Raw genomic sequence first — 18,399 nt, 5'->3', positions numbered from 1 at the left:
AAGTGTTTCTGGTAGCGAAGATGATGTGGGTGCTGTCCCGCTTGCCACAGACAACAAATAGTCAGTGTTACCGCTACGATCAAGCAAGATAGGAGTGCAGTCCCGCTATGCGTGCAATCATTTGTAAAGAATACGGGTCGCCGGATAGGCTTGTTTTCGGCGAATTCCCATGTGCGCCCTTGGGACCGAATGAAATCCGCCTTCGGGTGCATGCTGCTGGCGTCAATTTTCCTGACACGCTTATTATTCAGGGTAAATATCAGCTCACGCCACCAATGCCCTTCGTGCCTGGTTTCGAAGTGGCGGGAAAGGTTATCGAGATCGGCCAGAAGGTCGTCCGCTTCAAGATTGGCGACCGGTTGATGGCGCTTACAAGCTCCGGTTACGGAGGCTTTGCCGAAGAGGCAGTTATTGATTCCGAGCGCGCCGTGCCGATTCCGCATGGCATGGATTACGTCACATCCGCCGCGATTTATACGGCGTACGGCACTGCCTACCATGCTCTGGTCCAGCGTGGAAAGCTGAAGGAAGGTGAAACGTTATTGGTTGTCGGGGCGTCGGGTGGGGTTGGCTTGGCGGCTGTGGAAATTGGCAAAGCACTTGGTGGAAAAGTGATCGCGGTAGCCAGTACAGATGAAAAATTGCAGATTGCCAAAGACCATGGTGCTGACGCAGTGATTAACTACGCGCGGGAGAATCTCAAAACGCGCATAAAGGAACTGACCAATGGGGCGGGTGTTGATGTTTGCCTGGATCCCGTTGGTGGCGATGCCTTTGATGTCATGTCTCGGAGCATGAATTGGAATGGGCGCTTGCTTGTTGTGGGGTTCGCCAGCGGCCGAATTCCACAGTTGCCAATCAATCTGGTTCTTCTAAAGGGATACCAATTGGTTGGCGTGTACTGGGGTTCGTTCGTCACGCATGAACCTGTGTGCAATTATGAGAACTTTCAACACATGTTTGAAATGCACGCAGAGGGCAAGCTTAACCCCGTTGTCTGTCAGACCTATCCACTTGAACAGGCTGCATTCGCACTCAACGATCTTCTTGGCCGTCGTGTTACCGGCAAGGTGATTTTGACTGTGCCATAAGATTGGGTCTGAGAAACTACGTAAGACCATAGAGATATTCAGGTTTGATTCCTCATACCCTTGCGCCATTTCAGGACCGACTCTGTCGAGAGGAACTGGCCCCATCATTAATCAGCTGAAACATGAATCACGAAGGTGGCTTGATTTTCGGTGCGATTTCTTTGGTATTTCGATGAAACGTGCAAACTGCTTTGACGAATAAAATCTTGCAATATATAGGTTTACGGGCTGTCGCAAGGCCCGCATTTCATGAAATCCGACGAGCCATCGACATGTCATGACTCGTTGGTCGTATGCATTCGTTGACGATATTCGCCAGGGGACGCGCCGGTCCATTTTTTAAATGCGCGGTGAAAGGCACTGGGTTCTGCGAAGCCTAATTCCGCAGCTATTTCCATCACGCTTTTTGAAGAGTGACAAAGGTATTCGATCGCCATATCACAGCGTAATTGGTCCTTAATCGCTTGAAATGATTGCCCTTCTTCCTCCAGGCGGCGGCGAAGAGTCGATCGCGTCATGTTCAAGCCTGTGGCAAATGTATCGAAATCCGTCCATTCTGTGCGCGCCGTCGTGCGAAGCCTTCGCCTTATTTTGGCAGAGAAACTGGAACTATTTTTGTATTTGAGAACGATATTGGCCGGCGCGACCCGGAGAAATTCCTTGACTGTGCGCTCATTTTGAATGACAGGAAGATCAAGGTAAGTTTGATCAAATGTGAGCGAAGTAACTAAATCGTTAAAACGCAACTGTGTCGAATACATTGACCGGTATTCCGCACTATAGATGGGTTCCGGATAAGCAAAGCCAGCAGCCAAGATCGGTATGCGTCGTCCGACCAACCAGCAGGCAACGCCATGTTGCATCATCAGTAGGGTTTCGTGTCCGAACATTCGCGGCGGTTTGTCCTCAGTGCGTTCTTGAATAACTATGCGGCTGAATCGTCCCTCGCTGACCAGGCTGCTGTGATAATCGTCCAGAAGCAAATTAAAAAACTGCAACATACATAACAGCGCGCTCCGTAACGTCTTGCAATGAATGAGCGCTCGACACATCATTGCAAAACTTCCCACCTTCATACGGCGCGAGTCCTGCCCGAATATTTCATCGTCAAGAATCCGCCCAACAGCCAACCATAACGCGCTGTAATTTATCGCTGAAACCCGTGCTTGCGGAGAACGCAACAAGACTGAAGCTATGCCAGCTTCGTCCAATAGCTTGAGGGTGTCTAGTCCGCGCTCTTGAACAGGTCGCAACGCAGACTGTACGAAGTGAATGGATATGCTTGCCTTTTCCATGCGACGCAATAATTTTATGAAAAAACTTTTCTAGTTATCACTCGGCAAATTCTAGTCGCATGTGGCAGATTTTTCCACGTAAATTGAGTAATAACGGCATAGCCGGCGCATCCCGGTTTTACTATTATTGAACCGACCGTTAAACACTCCACCCTGATCTGCTATATCGCAGTGACATGACAGACACCAAACCTTATCACTAGAAATTATTGGAATGCAGTCCGAAACACGATGGACTGCCCAACATCCGTGACGAAACAAGCGTCCATTTTATTGAGGATATACCCAGCATGAACAACGCAATGCAGCAGGCAGCACCTTCGACTATTCCTACCGTGAAACTGCTCATCGATGGCCAGTTCGTCGAATCCGTCAGCAAGGAATGGCGCGATGTCGTCAATCCGGCCACTCAGGAAGTATTGGCGCGGGTGCCATTCGCCACCAGCGACGAAATCAACGCCATCGTCGCATCGGCTAAGACAGCCTTCAAGACCTGGCGTAAAACCCCGATCGGCGTCCGCGCCCGTATTTTCCTCAAGTATCAGCAGTTGATCCGCGAGAATATGCAGGAACTGGCGGCCCTGTTGACCGCCGAGCAAGGCAAGACGCTGGCCGATGCGGAAGGCGATATCTTCCGTGGGCTGGAAGTGGTCGAGCACGCCGCCAACATAGGCAATCTGCAGATGGGTGAGATCGCCAACAACGTCGCCAATGGTGTCGATACCTATACGCTGCAGCAGGGGCTGGGGGTGTGCGCCGGCATTACGCCATTCAATTTCCCGGCCATGATCCCGCTCTGGATGTTCCCGATGGCGATTGCCTGCGGCAATACCTTCGTGCTGAAGCCATCCGAGCAAGACCCGATGGTTACCATGCGCCTGGTCGAACTTGCGCTGGAAGCGGGCATCCCACCCGGCGTGCTGAACGTGGTTCATGGCGGTGAAGCCATCGTCAACGCGATTTGCGATCATCCCGATATCAAGGCAATTTCTTTCGTCGGCTCGACCAAGGTCGGCACCCACGTGTATCAGCGCGCTACGCTCACCGGCAAACGCGTCCAATGCATGATGGGTGCAAAAAACCATGCCATCGTGCTGCCTGACGCCAACAAAGAACAGACCTTGAATAACATTGCCGGTGCGGCGTTTGGTGCAGCCGGGCAGCGCTGCATGGCGCTTCCTGTCACGGTGCTGGTAGGCGCTGCAAATGACTGGATTCCCGATTTCATCGCCAAAGCCAAGACGCTCAAGATCAATGGCGGCGCGGAAGCCGGCACCGATGTCGGACCGGTCATCTCCTGTGCTGCGCGCGAACGTGTCGAAAGCTTCATCGTAAGTGGCATTGAGAGTGGCGCCAAACTGGAACTGGATGGTAGAAATCCCGACGTGCCGGGTTATAAAGACGGTAATTTTGTCGGTCCAACCATTTTTTCCGGCGTCAAGCCGGGCATGAAGATTTACGATCTGGAAATTTTCGGACCGGTGTTGTGCATCGTATCTGTCGCCACACTGGACGAGGCGATCGAGTTCATCAACGACAATCCAAACGGCAACGGTACAGCGATCTTTACCCAATCAGGTGCGGCAGCGCGCAGGTTCCAGGAAGAGATCGATGTCGGCCAGATCGGCATCAACGTGCCGATTCCTGTGCCAGTACCGTTGTTCTCATTCAGCGGTTCGCGCGCTTCCAAGCTGGGCGATCTCGGGCCTTACGGCAAGCAAGTCATTCTGTTCTATACCCAGACCAAGACGATTACGGCTCGCTGGTTCGAAGATGGTGCAGTGACGGGTGGCGTGAACACCACCATCTCCTTGAAATAATCCCGGGAAACGGATCACGCCATGGACTTTGACCTATCGGAAGACCAACGGGCATTTCAGCAAACCGCGCGCGACTTTGCGGCCGGTGAAATGGCGTCGCATGCGGCGCACTGGGATGAAGAATGCATTTTCCCGCTGGACGTCATCAAGAAAGCCGGTGCGCTTGGGTTTTGCAGCATGTACACACCGGAAGATGTTGGCGGCATGGGCTTGTCGCGGCTGGATGCGGCCATCGTGTTCGAAGAGCTGGCCAGTGCCTGTCCTTCGACCACGGCCTACATCACCATTCACAATATGGTGTGCTGGATGGTGGCGACCTGGGCCAGCTCCAGCGTGCGGTCGCAATGGGGACCGCTGCTGGCCAGTGGTGACAAGCTGGGTTCGTATTGCCTCACAGAACCCGGTGCCGGTTCGGACGCCGCCTCGCTCAAGACCCGTGCCGAACTGGTCGACGGCCAATACCGCCTGAACGGCGCGAAAGCCTTTATCTCCGGTGCAGGCTCGACTGACCTGCTGATCGTGATGGCGCGCACCGGCGGTGACGGTGCGAATGGCATTTCCGCGTTCGCGGTACCCGCCGATGCCCCCGGCATCAGCTATGGGCGCAAGGAAGTCAAAATGGGCTGGAACAGTCAGCCCACGCGCACTGTCAGCTTTGATAGCGTGCGGATCCCGGCTTACCACCGCCTGGGCGAAGAAGGCGAAGGCTTCAAGATCGCGATGCGCGGGCTCGATGGCGGTCGCATCAACATCGCAACCTGTTCCATCGGCGCGGCACAAGCTGCGCTCGATGCGGCACGGTTCTATATGGGAGAGCGGCGTCAGTTCGGCCGCAAGCTGGCGGACTTTCAGGCATTGCAATTCAAGCTGGCCGACATGGCGACCGAGTTGGTCGCTGCGCGGCAGATGGTGCGCTTGGCGGCAAGCAAACTCGACCAGCGCGCATCGAACGCTTCCGTGTACTGCGCGATGGCCAAACGGTTTGCCACGGACGTCGGCTTCAAGGTCTGCAATGAGGCGCTGCAAATCCATGGCGGCAACGGCTACCTCCGCGAATACCCGCTGGAACGCTATCTGCGCGACGTGCGCGTGCATCAAATCCTGGAAGGCACCAATGAAATCATGCGCGTGATCGTCGCGCGTCATTTGCTCAATAACGCATCTCCCGAGGAAATCCGATGACCAACACTTATACCAATTTGCAACTCGACATCGTCGGCCACAGCGCCGTCGTCACCATCGCCAATCCCCCCGCCAACACCTGGACTCGCGCCGGCCTGGCCGATCTGACCCGGCTGGTCGGCGACTTGAATGCGAACCGGAATATCTACAGCCTGATCGTCACGGGCGAAGGACAGAAATTCTTTTCCGCAGGTGCCGATGTGAATGCCTTTGCCGATGGCGATAAAGCCATGGCGCGTGAAATGGCGCGTCGCTTCGGCGAGGCGTTCGAGGCGCTGTCGCAATTCTGCGGCGTGTCGATTGCGGCGATCAACGGCTACGCGATGGGCGGCGGGCTGGAATGTGCGCTGGCCTGCGATATCCGCATCGCTGAAGAACAGGCGCAGATGGCCTTGCCGGAAGCGTCCATCGGACTCTTGCCGTGCGCGGGCGGCACGCAAAACCTGCCCTGGCTGGTGGGCGAAGGCTGGGCCAAGCGCATGATACTGTGCGGTGAACGGGTCAATGCAGAAACCGCGTTGCGCATCGGTCTGGTCGAAGAAGTTGTGCCGAAAGGAACGGCCAAACAACATGCACTGCTGCTGGCGCAGAAGATCGAGAAACAAAGCCCGTCCAGCGTCTCCGCGTGCAAAAAATTGATTCAAGGTGCGCGCCAGAATCCGCTGACGCAATTGCTGCCGGTGGAGCGGGAACTGTTCGTCGACTTGTTCGACACGCAAGATCAGAAGGAAGGTGTAAATGCATTCCTGGAAAAACGTGCTGCCGAATGGAAGAATGCGTAATGAATGACGCCAACAGCCAACCCGTCCTGTTCGATACGCTAACGGCCGATAACGGCAGCCGCATCGGTATCGTCACGCTGAATGCCGAAAAGACGCTGAATGCGTTGTCGCTGGAGATGATCGACTTGCTCGCCGCGCAACTGACGGCATGGTCGTCGGACGTCGGTATCGCTGTGGTCGTGCTGCAGGCGGCCGGCGAAAAAGCCTTTTGCGCCGGTGGCGACTTGCAGAATCTGTATCAATCGATGCTGGCGCACCATGCGTCGGACGAGAAGGATGACATACGCGCCAACCGCTATGCCGGCGATTTTTTTGCGCGCGAGTATCGGCTCGATTACCTGATCCATACCTATCCCAAACCGATTCTGTGCTGGGGCCACGGCATCGTGATGGGCGGTGGAATAGGACTGATGGCCGGTGCCAGCCACCGCGTGGTGACGGAAAAGTCACGGCTGGCGATGCCGGAAATCGGCATCGGCCTGTTTCCCGATGTCGGCGGCACCTGGTTCCTGAACCGGATGCCGGGTAAGCTCGGCCTGTTCCTGGCACTCACCGGCGCCATGATCAACGCGTCCGATGCGAAATTTACCAAGCTGGCCGACTATGCAATCGCCCAGGCGGATAAACAGACAGTGTTGGATGCGCTGTTGCGCCAGCCATGGAACGCATCTCAAAGTGAAAACAACGAATTGCTTGGCGCCGTGTTGCGCATGACGGAAAGGTCGCTTGAACTACCAAGCGGTCCTTTGCGCAATCATTTCGATGTGATCAATACCTTGTGCAGCAAGGAAAGCCTAGCGCAGATCGTTGCGGCAATCACAGCACTGGAAACCGATGACGCGTGGCTGAATAAAGCCGCTGCCTCGCTGGCGGCAGGCTCACCCGGATCTGTCCACCTGGCTTACCTGTTGCTACAACGGGCGCCGCATCTGTCGCTGGCGGATGTGCTTCGCATGGAATATGTCGCGGCGCTGCACTGCGCAGCGCATCCGGATTTTGCAGAGGGCATCCGCGCGCTGCTGATAGACAAAGACCAGCGGCCACACTGGCAGCCCGCCAGCCTCGGCGAAGTAAGGTCAGATTGGATGGCCGAATTTATCGTCAGCCCTTGGTCGGCAGATGCACATCCGCTGGCCAACCTTGGCAATTAATTCACTAAATAATGGAGAGAGCATGAGCCGTATCGCATTTATAGGTTTGGGCAATATGGGTGGGCCGATGGCACAGAACCTGCTCAAAGCGGGGCACACCCTGAACGTGTTCGATCTCTCGCCAGCCGCGATCAAAACGCTGGCCGATGCAGGCGCTGGCGTCGCCGCCTCCGCCAAGGACGCCGTCGGCGATGCCGACATTGTCGTATCGATGCTGCCGGCCAGCCGCCACGTCGAAGCACTATATCTAGGCGAAGCCGGCATCCTGGCGCACATCAAACCGGGCACGCTGATTATCGAGTGCAGCACGATTGCTGCCCAATCGGCGATCACTGTCGCCAAAGCCGCAACCGCACGTGGTTTGGCGATGCTGGATGCCCCGGTGTCCGGCGGCACCGGTGGCGCCATTGCCGGCACGCTGACCTTCATCGTCGGCGGCGACGTTGTCGTGCTAGAGCGTGCCCGTCCCGTTCTGGCGGCGATGGGCAAAAATATTTTCCATGCTGGGTCACATGGTGCCGGGCAGACCGCCAAGATCTGCAATAACATGCTGCTCGGCATCCTGATGGCTGGCACTGCGGAAGCGTTGGCGTTGGGCATGGCCAACGGCCTGGATCCGCATGTGCTGTCCGACATCATGAGCAAGAGCTCCGGCCGCAACTGGGCGCTGGAGCTGTACAACCCGATTCCGGGCGTCATGGACAATGTGCCAGCTGCACGTGGATATAGCGGCGGCTTCGTCGTCGACCTGATGCTCAAGGATCTCGGGCTGGCGACCGAAACGGCATTGAGTGCACAGGCATTGATCCCATTAGGAGAACTGGCACGGAATCTGTATGCCATGCACAGCAAATCGGGGGCTGGTGCGCTGGATTTTTCCAGCATCGTACAAATGTTGCGAAAATCGGAATAGAAGCTTCGAGCAGGAGATACTTAGAGAAAATGTCTGCGAATCAACATGGCGTTCAACGAACATAAACACCATCCGTGGCATCTTATCAATGCACGATCGGACCGCCAAGTCGATGCAGAATTAACAATAGCATTGTCGGACAAAATGGCGAAAGAAGAGAGACATAAGGAAACACTATGAAAATTCTGGTCCCGGTTAAACGCGTGGTGGATTACAACGTCAAGGTGCAGGTCAAATCGGACGACAGCGGTGTAGATATTGCGAACATCAAGATGTCGATGAATCCGTTTGACGAAATCGCGGTGGAAGAAGCCACGCGTCTGAAAGAAGGCGGCAAGGTGACGGAAGTGATCGCGATTTCCTGCGGCGTTACGCAATGCCAGGAAACTCTGCGCACGGCGATGGCGATTGGCGCCGACCGTGGCGTTCTGGTCGATACCGGCGACACCGATCTGCAACCGCTAGCGGTGGCCAAGTTATTGAAGGCCGTGGCCGACAAAGAGCAACCGCAGCTGATCATCCTCGGCAAGCAAGCGATCGACGACGATTGCAACCAGACCGGCCAGATGCTGGCTGCGCTGCTGGGCTGGCCGCAAGCGACTTTTGCGTCCAAGGTCGTGCTGGAAGAGGGCAAGGTTAGCGTCACGCGTGAAGTCGACGGCGGCCTGGAAACCATCGCCCTGACGCTGCCGGCGATCATTACCACCGATTTGCGCCTGAACGAGCCGCGCTATGTGACGCTGCCGAACATCATGAAAGCCAAGAAGAAAACGCTGGATGTGTTCAAGCCGGCCGATCTGGGTGTGGACGTCGCACCGCGCCTGAAGACGCTGAAAGTGGTGGAACCAGCCAAGCGCAGCGCCGGCATCAAGGTGCCTGACGTCGCTACCCTGGTCGCCAAGCTGAAGAACGAAGCCAAGGTCCTGTAAGCGAAGCCGACTTAGCCTGCCGAACCAACCATAACCTATTCAAGAATCAAGCGTAGCGCCGCATCCTGATAATGATGCAGGCGAGCGTACATAACTCTGGAGCCGACATGACAGCCCTCGTCATTGCTGAACACGATAATGCCTCGTTAAAAGGCAGCACCCTCAATACCATTACTGCCGCCAGCCAATGCGGCGGCGAAGTCCACGTACTGGTCGCCGGCAGCAACTGCGGTGCGGCCGCCCAAGCCGCTGCGCAAGCTGCCGGAGTGACCAAGGTACTGGTCGCCGATGCAGCCTATTTTGCCGATGGCCTGGCCGAAAACGTCGCCGAGCAAGTACTGGCCCTGGCCGCTGCCTACAGCCACATCCTGGCGCCGGCAACCGCTTACGGCAAAAACATCTTGCCGCGCGTTGCCGCCAGACTGGACGTCGGCCAGATTTCCGAAATCACCAAGGTCGACAGCCCGGATACATTCGAGCGTCCTATCTATGCCGGTAACGCCATCGCCACCGTGCAATCGAGCGACGCCACCAAAGTCATCACGGTTCGCACTACGGGTTTTGACGCTGCTGCCGGCGGCGGTTCTGCTGCCGTGGAAAATATCGCGGCCGCAGCCGATTTCGGCAAGTCCGCATTCGTCTCGCGTGAGCTGGCCAAATCGGATCGTCCTGAACTGACAGCAGCCAAGATCATCGTATCCGGCGGCCGTGGTTTGGGTTCCGCTGAAAACTTCAAGATCCTGGAGCCGCTGGCTGATAAGCTGGGCGCCGCCATGGGTGCCTCGCGCGCCGCAGTCGATGCGGGCTTCGTGCCCAACGACTGGCAGGTCGGGCAAACCAGCAAGATCGTTGCACCGCAACTGTATATCGCCGTCGGTATTTCCGGCGCGATCCAGCATCTGGCCGGGATGAAAGATTCCAAGGTCATCGTCGCCATCAACAAGGATGAAGAAGCGCCGATTTTCTCGGTCGCGGATTACGGCATTGTTGGCGACTTGTTCGAGATCGTGCCGCAACTGATAGACGAACTCGGATAAGGACTACATGGACACGGAAGCAACGAGGGCCCGCGCCAAGCTGGATGAATGAACCTCGAAGAAACACGGACTTTTCGTGCAGGACTCGGCCTAAGCATACCAAAGTCACACAACGATTTTTAATGATCCCAACTGTAGCGTCTGCCCTCGAAGGAAAAATTTGATGCCCTATTGGGCGCTTGCGTGAAAATTTGACCCATTCAATTTAACCCACTCTCGAGAGCCAATTTAACATGCCGCCCCTTATCAAAGGAAATCAGATATCCATTTCTCTAGTCATCATGGGTCTGACTCAAGTACAAGCCTGCGCTTGATGACTGGACAAGAATGAAAAATAATCAATATCCTCGCGAAAGTTTTCTTCACTCCTTGCCAAACTTCCTTTGTGGCTACGTCAACTATCTCACGCTCGAAGCTGCCGGCGCAACTCGAAATTTCGAAACTACCTACATGAAAAACTCCGACGCAAATGACGTACTAATTTCCAGTCATGCAGTGCGCAATGCCCTTATCCTTGGCGACATGAAGACGGTCACGGAATTGCTCGGCCGCCCCTACAGCATAAGCGGTCGCGTGATGCATGGCGCGAAGCTTGGACGACAGCTGGGTTTTCGTACATTGAACGTACGCATCCCTCTATCCAAAGCCTACATGAAGGGTATATTCGTTGTGCAGGTACATGGTCTAGACGAACCGCCTTTGAACGGGGTCGCTAGCTTAGGTACACGCCCTACGGTCGACGACAGCGACCGTATGTTACTGGAAGCGCATTGCTTCGAATGGCCAACTCATTTGGGAACTGAGGGGGCTTACGGAAAGCAGATTGAGGTAGACCTGTTACACAAACTTAGAGATGAAGTTCGCTTCGATAGTCTAGAAATTCTTACGGCGGCAATCCGCCAGGATGTGCTCAACGCGAAGAATTTCTTAACGACGTATGCAACACTGCACCGCTAGGTTTCGAATAATCGAGAAAAGCAAATCTTATCTGAGTCTTTGAAGCCACTGCTAGCGAAATGAAATCGGTCTTGGCTAAGAGCGTTGATTAATTGAGAAAATTCAACGATACTTCAAAACAGTGTGGAGATGATATGAAGTAACTAATCAAACTGATTTTTTGATCGTTCTTGATTAAGCTATCTATTCGAGCAAGGACTATACGGCGACACTGCGGCGCGTCGTAGTCAAGAGCGAAACTGGAAAACGTATCGTCTTTTTGACTAAAAAATTTCTCCCTCTTTCCCGAGATCATCGTAGCACTTTACAAGCAACGCTCGCAGGTCGAAAAAATTTTAAAAGTGGATCAAGTAACATCTGCGTATCAAAGCCTTCCTGGCTAACAGCGAGAATGTCGTCAAAATGCAGATATGGATCGTGATCGCAACCTGCGTCCTTATCGCCAACCAACAATCTGATTCCGTGATACTTTTTTCTGGATTCAGGTGCACAATCGTGACCGGTTCCCAGCTTCGCGTGGCGCCGCTCCAGCGCTCCGGGTGCCTGGCCTTGGCTGCTTCATAGACCTCGACGCGTTTGCATAGCAGCGCGCCGTTCAGGCCGGCGTGACGCTGTGCCGGTGTCACGAAATTGATAGCACTGTGCCGGTGTTCCTCGTTGTACCAATGGACGAACGTGCCAACCCACTGCCTTGTGGCCATGAGGCTTTCGAATGGACGACGCGGATAGGCTGGACGGTGCTTGAGCGTTTTGAAGAGGCTTTCGCTGAAGGGATTCTCATTGCTACACGCGGGGCGGTTGAACGATGGTATGACTCCGAGCTTTTGCAGCGTGGTCAGCATGGTGGCGCCCTTCATCGGACTGCCATTATCGGAGTGCAGCACCACCTGCTGTTGCGCGATGCTTTCCCGCACGCAAATATCCAGCACCACCTCGCTTGCCAGCTCGCTGATTTCCGTTTCATAGACCTGCCAGCCGACGATCTTGCGGCTGTAGATATCCATAAACAGGTACAGATAAAAATAGATTCCCATGACCTGCGTCGGCAAATACGTGATGTCCCAACTGAACAGCTGGCCGGGTGCCATTGCTGCCAGCGCACGCGGCTTGTAGCGCGGTTTCGCCGGTCTTTCGGCGCCACGATGCTTGAGCTGCTTCTCCGCTTTCAGCACGCGATAGAAGGTCGATTCCGAGGCGACATTCTCTCCCTGATCGACCAGCCGCGGCACGATCTGGCTTGGCGAGAGGTGGCCGAATTCGGGCGAGTTGGCGATTGCCAGCAGGCGTCGGCGTTCAAGCTCGTCCAGTTTGTTCTTGGGCGTCTGTACCCGCGCCAGCCTGAGGTCGCAAGCGCCTTCATCCTGATCGTTCTGCCAGCGTTGCAGGGTTCGCTCGCTTAGCGAAATCACCTCGCAGGCGCGCTCCTGCCGTGCCCCGGCAAAGATCGCCTCGGTCACCATGGCCATTACCTGGTCGCGTTCCGGGAGGGCGGTCATCACTCCTCGTCCTCCCACAGCGCGCGGAATTTTTTTTGCAGGATCAGCAACGCGGCGGCCTCCGCTAGTGCCTTGTCTTTGCGCACCAGTTCGCGCTTGAGCTTCACGTTCTCGTCCTTCAAGGTTCGCACTTCGCGGGGACCCGATGCGGTCTCCTTCCCGCCTTTGCAAAACGCGGCTCTCCAGCTGGTCAGATGATGAGCAAATATGCCCCGTTCGCGGCACCATGCCTGCAAGGCCTCGCCGGACAAACCATGGGTTTCCTGCAAGGCCAGTAACTGCTCTTCAGCTGTCCAGTCCTGGGGACGTTTCTCGCGCGCCGCCGACGCGCCGCTCTTGGTAACAGCTTTATTTTTCATCCAATATCTTAACGTATGGTGATTGACCTTCAGATCTTCCGCGACCGACATGATCGTCCGGTCGCCGCGCGAATACGCCTTGGCCAGGGCTTGCTCAATAAATGCTTCAGAATGCTTTTCTGTCATTGCTGCCTCTATGAATTGAAATTTAGAGGCGACAACTAGTTTCGTCGCTGGGCCATGACCGCGGCTTCGACGTCCTTCCTGTTCGAACCGAAAAGCCAAACCTGACGTCTTGAGGGAACGGGTTCCGCTGCGCTCCACCCGTAACACCCGACCCCCGCTCCCGGAAAGAATGTTAGAAATTGAAGCAAAAAACCGAGCCAAGCCCCACTACAAGAACCAGATCAGGACATCACTTGTTCAAAAAATTCACCCGACAAGTAGTCTGGCACAGGGGGCTTCGGTGACCGCCTTGCTTTTGCCGCATATTGAATGACGATCCGGCCGCGATGAAGAGGCATATCGAACGGGCTGCCGCAGCCAGAGTTCGGGCGGAGATGACCGAGATCGTCAATGCTGCGTCGATTCGATGAGAGTTGAACCAATAACACGAACGCCGGGACCGTACCAGGTACGGCCTCTAGTCGGTAATCCAAGTAATCAGGGAGTCACGATGTCTATCAATAAGCGAAACAAGCGGTCTGTGCGGGCGGAGGCGATGGAAATGAAAGCGGTTGGCACGAAGACGGATTTTTCCTCGGACTTCGAACAGCCAATCGCTATCTTGACAGATTTGATCGTGATCGCCATCGAGGAAGTTGGCAATGGCAGCGGACGGGTACTCTCGGTTTTACTGCCGGCCATGCGGTACGTGCATGAAATCAAGGCCATCAACGACCTATTGCTGCAAGCGGAAAGCGCAACGTGATCTACATCAAAAGAAAATCGCATTTCCGAAATGGTAAGCCATCGCGCCATCAAAAAATTTACCGGCTTTCTTGGACATCTATGGCATTTTTCATGTCAGTCAAACGTATGCCGCTGCTAACGTGTCGAGTTTCCGGGATAAATCGAAGAAAATCAAAAGCGTTGAAGGCTGCGGATGCCGGTTTTCCGCCGCAATGCTGTCCAGCTCGTCGTCAATGTTGTCTAGGTACGCCGGCCCCAATACAACACGGTAGTCATTTCAGAAAAAATAATCTCCTCCACCGGGGCGGTCGGCCCGGGCCAGAGCCCTTATGCCGCTGGAAGATCATGATTTCATGATCGAAATGATCGCCTCGTTCGTGGTGATGGCATTACTACCACTTGAGTCGATTGGCACCTGCGTTGATTTTTTTAGCTATCCAAACAAAGGGCGCAAAATACAGTCGTACGTCATCTCGCGCAACTTGTTTGATATGGTCAAGCCACCAAGTCAATCTACGATTCTCTATCTGACTCATTTTTGCCCTCAATATTTACCCGCAGCATCCTGCATTTTCTTTTGATACGCCTTGTAGTTTTCGTCGCTGCGCGCCTGCGAGGCATTTTTACAGTTAATTCCTGTAGCGGTTTCAAACCATGCAAGCCGCTGACTCGGAGACATGGTACTCAGTTCATGTTGAACCATTGCCTCGCATTTTGCATATACAACGTCGGCCTCTGCGAGGTACTCCGCATAATATGCCAGTGATTTCGCCTGTTCAACGGTCTTTGCGCCGCATGCAGCCAGTAATAGCAGCGTTGCGACGACTAATGATAACTTCATTTTCGTTCTGTCAACTAAATGGATCATATGTGCCTAAATTTTATTTAGCCTATTGGCCACACTCCGCTGCAATGCCACAAGGTCAATCGCAGCGCCCTGCATCAACATTGGTATCCCGAAATATGATATTACCAATATATTGTGAAGACACAACCATATCACACGATCACGATTATCCCAATATATTGGGAGAATTATTTGGATCCAGCAATAGCTTTTGGACACGTGTTACGACGCCTGAGAAAGGAAGCGGGGCTATCACAGGAGCAATTGTCATTTGAAGCTGACATTGAGCGCAATTTTGTGAGCTTGATTGAGCGAGGCGTCAACCAACCGACAATTAGAGTTATTTTTAAGCTGGCATCGGCGTTGCGCACGTCCCCATCGCAAATGCTTGCCCTTGTAGAAAAAGAAATAAAGCTTCCGTCCGCTGCCACTAAGTAGTGTGCTTCTGCAATTCAGCTTGCATAGCTTCATACCGAAGACTCAATTGTTGACATCCGAGCCGGCCCCGATTTTCTGCGTCGTACCTGAACGTGATCCAACTTCAGTTGGTAGTATTTCCCGTTGCCTGACAATCTTCAGCACCGCTACCGGCCCCGGCATTTCCATTGACCGGCTTGAGTCCGTCTGACGCATGACGCTGGCTATACATCTCCCACAGCATTTGCATTTCGCACACGTTGATGACCATGTCGAGCGTAGCCAGCTCCCCGAGATTTTTTGCGCAGTCCATCAGTCGATCAGGCGGCGCCGGCTTGATGTTTGCTAGTGGACTTTGTTGTACCGCCTTTTCAATATTTTTTTGCAACGGTCTGTTGCGTATTGCGTCGTCTCGCGCCAAAGAATCAGCAATACGCAGCGGTGATCGAGATACGGATGTAGGAAATCAGTTCGTTTAGCGTCACCCCGCGCACCAGGGGGATAGCTCGATACCCGGCCGCTGGGATAGGCGACTACTTGTTCTATCCACTCATAGGGTAAATGCTGCCCCAAGCGCTCCCAGTTGGGGGCCTCTTGCGCTTCAACAATAAAATGGATGGCGCCATCAATCACGATGGCGCAGGTTAACGGCACACTTCGTCGTTAACAACCCCTGAAATGAAAATGCCGTCCAGTCTTAACTGAACGGCATTAGCCCAGATGGGCTCATTTTTTGAGTCACACCACGTTCGTGAGACAGCGAATCATCGGATGTGCACGCCGATGATGTCGGAAAAAAGAAGCGTGTCTTGCGTGTCGTAAATCTCGACTTCCATGGTATGGATGCCACGGAACTCTGCATTTCGGGTCCATTTGTACTTGGTCGGTTCACGTCCGCGATTTGTGGCGTTCGGTCGAATTTCAAAGCTACCCCGTTCGTCCTTACTCATGTTCGCATCCGCAGCCTGCTGCCCATGGTTCTTTCTGACCCATTCTCCACGTAGTGGTAACCGAAGACCGTCAAGCGCATGCGCTTCAATAAAAATCTGGAACATGACTGCTGTTCCTTTGCTCACGCATCTTGAAAGGGACTTGTACTCGTTGTAGAGATGCGTGTCTTGGGAATAGGCTTGAAATTGAATCCCCGAGTGAGCTTTCGCGCCGTTTACCAATCCTTGACGCATATCCAGTGGAATCGGCAGGAGTCGCGCGAATTCCTTGAACTTCAGTTCATGAATCTCGTAATTGTGACTGTCCCCGTTCGCCAGCGCATAGTTGGGGCGCAAATATGGCACTGGCACTGGCTTGCCCTCGCGCATTTCGGTCTTTTGACCGGTGAGGCTATCTGGAAAATCGAGATGCCGCACTAAATTGCCTCCAAGCATCGCACTGTCTTTGGATGCCATCGATTGTAGTTTTGCCGCCGCGTCAACGAAGAAAGACGTGGCCGTGACTTCGGACACGTCAGTGTAACCATATGATGACCATAGAACCTCGTCGTCACCACCGTAGTCAATGCCTACTCTAAAACCGATGTCACTTGGGTCAATTCCTTGTTTTTGCAGACCTGGGCCGATGGATTCATCCATCAAAAGACGCAGCATCGCAGCGCAGTTAATCGCGGCCATACACGCACTCTCTCGGTCCTGATTTACCCCCCCAAAGTAGGCCATAAGTGCATCCCCCATGAATCGGTGAACATGCCCGTCCAATGCCCGCACTGTTTCCGACGCCGCACGCAAAATCGTGTTTTTAATCTTCCGCACCTGCCTCAAGTCATAGCGTAACGAAAGCCGCGTCGAGTTCTTGATGTCGATGAATACGGTTGTAATGTGGTGGCTCCTGATGTCATCAGTGCCGTCCAGATACTCGAAATCTGGATGCGCTCCTATCGTGCCTGTATTGATGCCGTCTTTACCAAACCACTCACGAATTGGGCGTTGAATCGCATATTCATCTGCGTCTGCGTTAGCCAAGCCGAATCCCTGATGGTCCGCGCCATCAAACACCGACGAGTCAGCCCTATGCACGCTCTCCATCGTCGGTTGGAGCGATTTGGCGGTGGTAGCCGACCGGGGGCCGGTGCGATACATTGATTCAAAGCTAGAACGGAACAATTCTTGATTTTTTTTACTCATTTTTCTGACTCAATAGGAAGTGAGGCACAGCGCAATGATGGTCAGTAAGCTCAGCGGTAATTGTACCTTTGCGAGGGTGCGAATCGACCGGTTCAGTGTACCCATCTTATTTGAAACGATGCTGGCCAAGACATGTGCCTGACGCGCCAAGTCTTCGACTATCTCGGAATCGGTAATTTCGTTAATGCGATTGACATAGCCATCACGCCCACCAACCAAGTTGGCTACATCACCGAAGAAGATTATTGATGGCTTTTCGTGTTGAGCCCGACCAGGTGGAGTCTGCGGATTGAGAGCCTCATATGCGCGATATGCGCCGTAAAGCGTAGCTGCGACCGACACGCTGGCGAGAATGAGGGCTAGCCACCATGTCCATTCGTGACTTCGCTTGGCCGATAAATCGATAATCTTAAAAGCGACGCCACCGATATAAGCCATGGAATACGAAAGAATGACCGCTATCTTGGTGTTTGTCGCCCCAATGTAGGTGTCGTACCGTTTAATAATTTCGAGAAGAAGCTTTTGTTGATTCTCAGCCCGCTTCGATGCATCCCCAGGAACAGCTGCCACCAAATACCTCCTTCGCGATTTTTGTCATAGTTATCTTTTCATTATGGCACGAGAAGTAGATGCATTTGTTCTCCCTACCGACTTTCCAGCGGCGAGATAGTTTTATATCATCTCCCCCTTCTGGCAAGCCCCACTCATTATTCAACGAGATTGTGCGGACTGAACGAAATTTATGTTCGATGCACTTGATTGGAAAAGATGGCACTTGAGCGTCGCTATGAGCTTCCCCTGAAATTTAGTCTTCCACGGGTGACGTAAAATAACGTTACTTTGGAAGAAGCGGAAATGAAGAAAATACCAAAACAGGCATACACGACCGAGTTCAAAGAGCTTGCCGTCAAACGGGTGGCTGACGGGCAGGCAATTTCGCTGGTGGTCAAGGAGCTAGGCTTGAGTGACCAGACGTTGCGCAACTGGATCAAGGCCGCCGCGGTAGGTGAGCTCAAAGGTGCCGGTAGCAAGGTGGTCACGCCGGAAGCGATGGAGTTGTCCCGTCTGCGAGCTGAGGTCGCTCGCCTGAAACGGGAGAACGAAATCATAAAAAAAGCAGCGGCGTACTTCGC

The 18,399-nt window shown here is 53.9% G+C and carries 18 protein-coding genes and 1 pseudogene; 13 read left to right on the top strand and 6 right to left on the bottom strand.

The annotated features are described in order from the left end of the window. The first annotated feature begins 107 nt into the window (after positions 1 to 107). The gene (locus BM029_RS22635; protein ID WP_092439933.1) at positions 108 to 1,091 is read left to right on the top strand and encodes an NADPH:quinone oxidoreductase family protein; all 984 of its coding nucleotides are present in this window, start codon (positions 108 to 110) and stop codon (positions 1,089 to 1,091) included. 275 nt (positions 1,092 to 1,366) lie between these two features. On the opposite strand, the gene BM029_RS22630 is transcribed toward BM029_RS22635, so the two are convergent. Continuing rightward, positions 1,367 to 2,386: an AraC family transcriptional regulator gene (locus tag BM029_RS22630; RefSeq protein ID WP_092439931.1), complete on the bottom strand. Its 1,020-nt coding sequence runs from the start codon at positions 2,384 to 2,386 to the stop codon at positions 1,367 to 1,369. A gap of 302 nt (positions 2,387 to 2,688) precedes the next feature. Between BM029_RS22630 and BM029_RS22625 the strand changes: the two genes are divergently transcribed. From BM029_RS22625 to BM029_RS22590, 8 genes are all read left to right on the top strand, one after another. Further along, positions 2,689 to 4,206 carry a CoA-acylating methylmalonate-semialdehyde dehydrogenase gene (locus BM029_RS22625; RefSeq protein WP_092439953.1) on the top strand — a complete coding sequence of 506 codons (1,518 nt, stop codon included), beginning with the start codon at positions 2,689 to 2,691 and terminating at the stop codon, positions 4,204 to 4,206. 21 nt (positions 4,207 to 4,227) lie between these two features. After that, positions 4,228 to 5,388, top strand: coding sequence for an acyl-CoA dehydrogenase family protein (locus tag BM029_RS22620; protein ID WP_092439929.1), 1,161 nt, complete (start codon positions 4,228 to 4,230; stop codon positions 5,386 to 5,388). Next, positions 5,385 to 6,170 carry an enoyl-CoA hydratase gene (locus BM029_RS22615; RefSeq protein WP_092439927.1) on the top strand — a complete coding sequence of 262 codons (786 nt, stop codon included), beginning with the start codon at positions 5,385 to 5,387 and terminating at the stop codon, positions 6,168 to 6,170. Before BM029_RS22620 ends, BM029_RS22615 begins: the two co-directional genes overlap by 4 nt. Beyond that, complete coding sequence (locus BM029_RS22610) at positions 6,170 to 7,321, top strand: enoyl-CoA hydratase/isomerase family protein (protein ID WP_092439925.1); 1,152 nt, start codon at positions 6,170 to 6,172, stop codon at positions 7,319 to 7,321. Before BM029_RS22615 ends, BM029_RS22610 begins: the two co-directional genes overlap by 1 nt. 22 nt (positions 7,322 to 7,343) lie before the next feature. Beyond that, positions 7,344 to 8,234, top strand: coding sequence for a 3-hydroxyisobutyrate dehydrogenase (mmsB, locus tag BM029_RS22605; protein ID WP_092439923.1), 891 nt, complete (start codon positions 7,344 to 7,346; stop codon positions 8,232 to 8,234). Between the two features lie 176 nt (positions 8,235 to 8,410). Continuing rightward, on the top strand, positions 8,411 to 9,163 hold the full coding sequence (locus BM029_RS22600) for an electron transfer flavoprotein subunit beta/FixA family protein (RefSeq protein ID WP_092439921.1): 753 nt from the start codon (positions 8,411 to 8,413) through the stop codon (positions 9,161 to 9,163). A 107-nt stretch (positions 9,164 to 9,270) separates the two neighbouring features. Next, positions 9,271 to 10,200, top strand: a complete 930-nt coding sequence (locus BM029_RS22595) for an electron transfer flavoprotein subunit alpha/FixB family protein (protein ID WP_092439919.1) — start codon at positions 9,271 to 9,273, stop codon at positions 10,198 to 10,200. A gap of 327 nt (positions 10,201 to 10,527) precedes the next feature. Then, positions 10,528 to 11,157, top strand: coding sequence for a riboflavin kinase (locus BM029_RS22590; RefSeq protein WP_092439917.1), 630 nt, complete (start codon positions 10,528 to 10,530; stop codon positions 11,155 to 11,157). Between the two features lie 455 nt (positions 11,158 to 11,612). Here the strand turns inward: BM029_RS22590 and BM029_RS22585 are convergent. Continuing rightward, positions 11,613 to 13,138 (bottom strand): annotated as a pseudogene (locus BM029_RS22585) (IS3 family transposase); the annotation flags it as partial. A gap of 169 nt (positions 13,139 to 13,307) precedes the next feature. Here BM029_RS22585 and BM029_RS25995 point away from each other — a divergent pair. Continuing rightward, complete coding sequence (locus tag BM029_RS25995) at positions 13,308 to 13,451, top strand: hypothetical protein (RefSeq protein ID WP_170851191.1); 144 nt, start codon at positions 13,308 to 13,310, stop codon at positions 13,449 to 13,451. A 177-nt stretch (positions 13,452 to 13,628) separates the two neighbouring features. Then, on the top strand, positions 13,629 to 13,883 hold the full coding sequence (locus BM029_RS22580) for a hypothetical protein (RefSeq protein WP_139217323.1): 255 nt from the start codon (positions 13,629 to 13,631) through the stop codon (positions 13,881 to 13,883). A 525-nt stretch (positions 13,884 to 14,408) separates the two neighbouring features. Here BM029_RS22580 and BM029_RS22575 read toward each other — a convergent pair. Continuing rightward, positions 14,409 to 14,705, bottom strand: coding sequence for a hypothetical protein (locus BM029_RS22575; RefSeq protein ID WP_139217322.1), 297 nt, complete (start codon positions 14,703 to 14,705; stop codon positions 14,409 to 14,411). A 198-nt stretch (positions 14,706 to 14,903) separates the two neighbouring features. Here BM029_RS22575 and BM029_RS22570 point away from each other — a divergent pair, with 198 nt between their 5' ends. Further along, on the top strand, positions 14,904 to 15,149 hold the full coding sequence (locus BM029_RS22570) for a helix-turn-helix domain-containing protein (RefSeq protein WP_244545180.1): 246 nt from the start codon (positions 14,904 to 14,906) through the stop codon (positions 15,147 to 15,149). A 103-nt stretch (positions 15,150 to 15,252) separates the two neighbouring features. Here the strand turns inward: BM029_RS22570 and BM029_RS22565 are convergent, their stop codons facing one another. The 3 genes from BM029_RS22565 to BM029_RS22555 form a co-directional block, all read right to left on the bottom strand. Beyond that, positions 15,253 to 15,516 (bottom strand): hypothetical protein, encoded by a 264-nt coding sequence (locus BM029_RS22565; protein WP_092439911.1) that lies wholly within the window; start codon positions 15,514 to 15,516, stop codon positions 15,253 to 15,255. A 376-nt stretch (positions 15,517 to 15,892) separates the two neighbouring features. Then, a complete protein-coding gene (locus tag BM029_RS22560) occupies positions 15,893 to 17,266 on the bottom strand; it encodes a nucleotide-binding domain-containing protein (RefSeq protein ID WP_092439909.1) in 1,374 nt (457 codons plus the stop codon). Between the two features lie 9 nt (positions 17,267 to 17,275). Continuing rightward, positions 17,276 to 17,836 (bottom strand): Pycsar system effector family protein, encoded by a 561-nt coding sequence (locus tag BM029_RS22555; RefSeq protein ID WP_139217321.1) that lies wholly within the window; start codon positions 17,834 to 17,836, stop codon positions 17,276 to 17,278. Positions 17,837 to 18,121: 285 nt separating this feature from the next. Here BM029_RS22555 and BM029_RS22550 point away from each other — a divergent pair. Beyond that, on the top strand, positions 18,122 to 18,399 hold a 278-nt coding region (locus tag BM029_RS22550; protein ID WP_139217320.1), incomplete at its 3' end, for a transposase.

The sequence above is a fragment of the Collimonas sp. OK607 genome, assembly GCF_900111995.1.
Classification (GTDB): domain Bacteria; phylum Pseudomonadota; class Gammaproteobacteria; order Burkholderiales; family Burkholderiaceae_D; genus Collimonas.
Note: the sequence above shows the minus strand (reverse complement) of the source record. Positions and strands in the feature narration are given on the sequence as shown.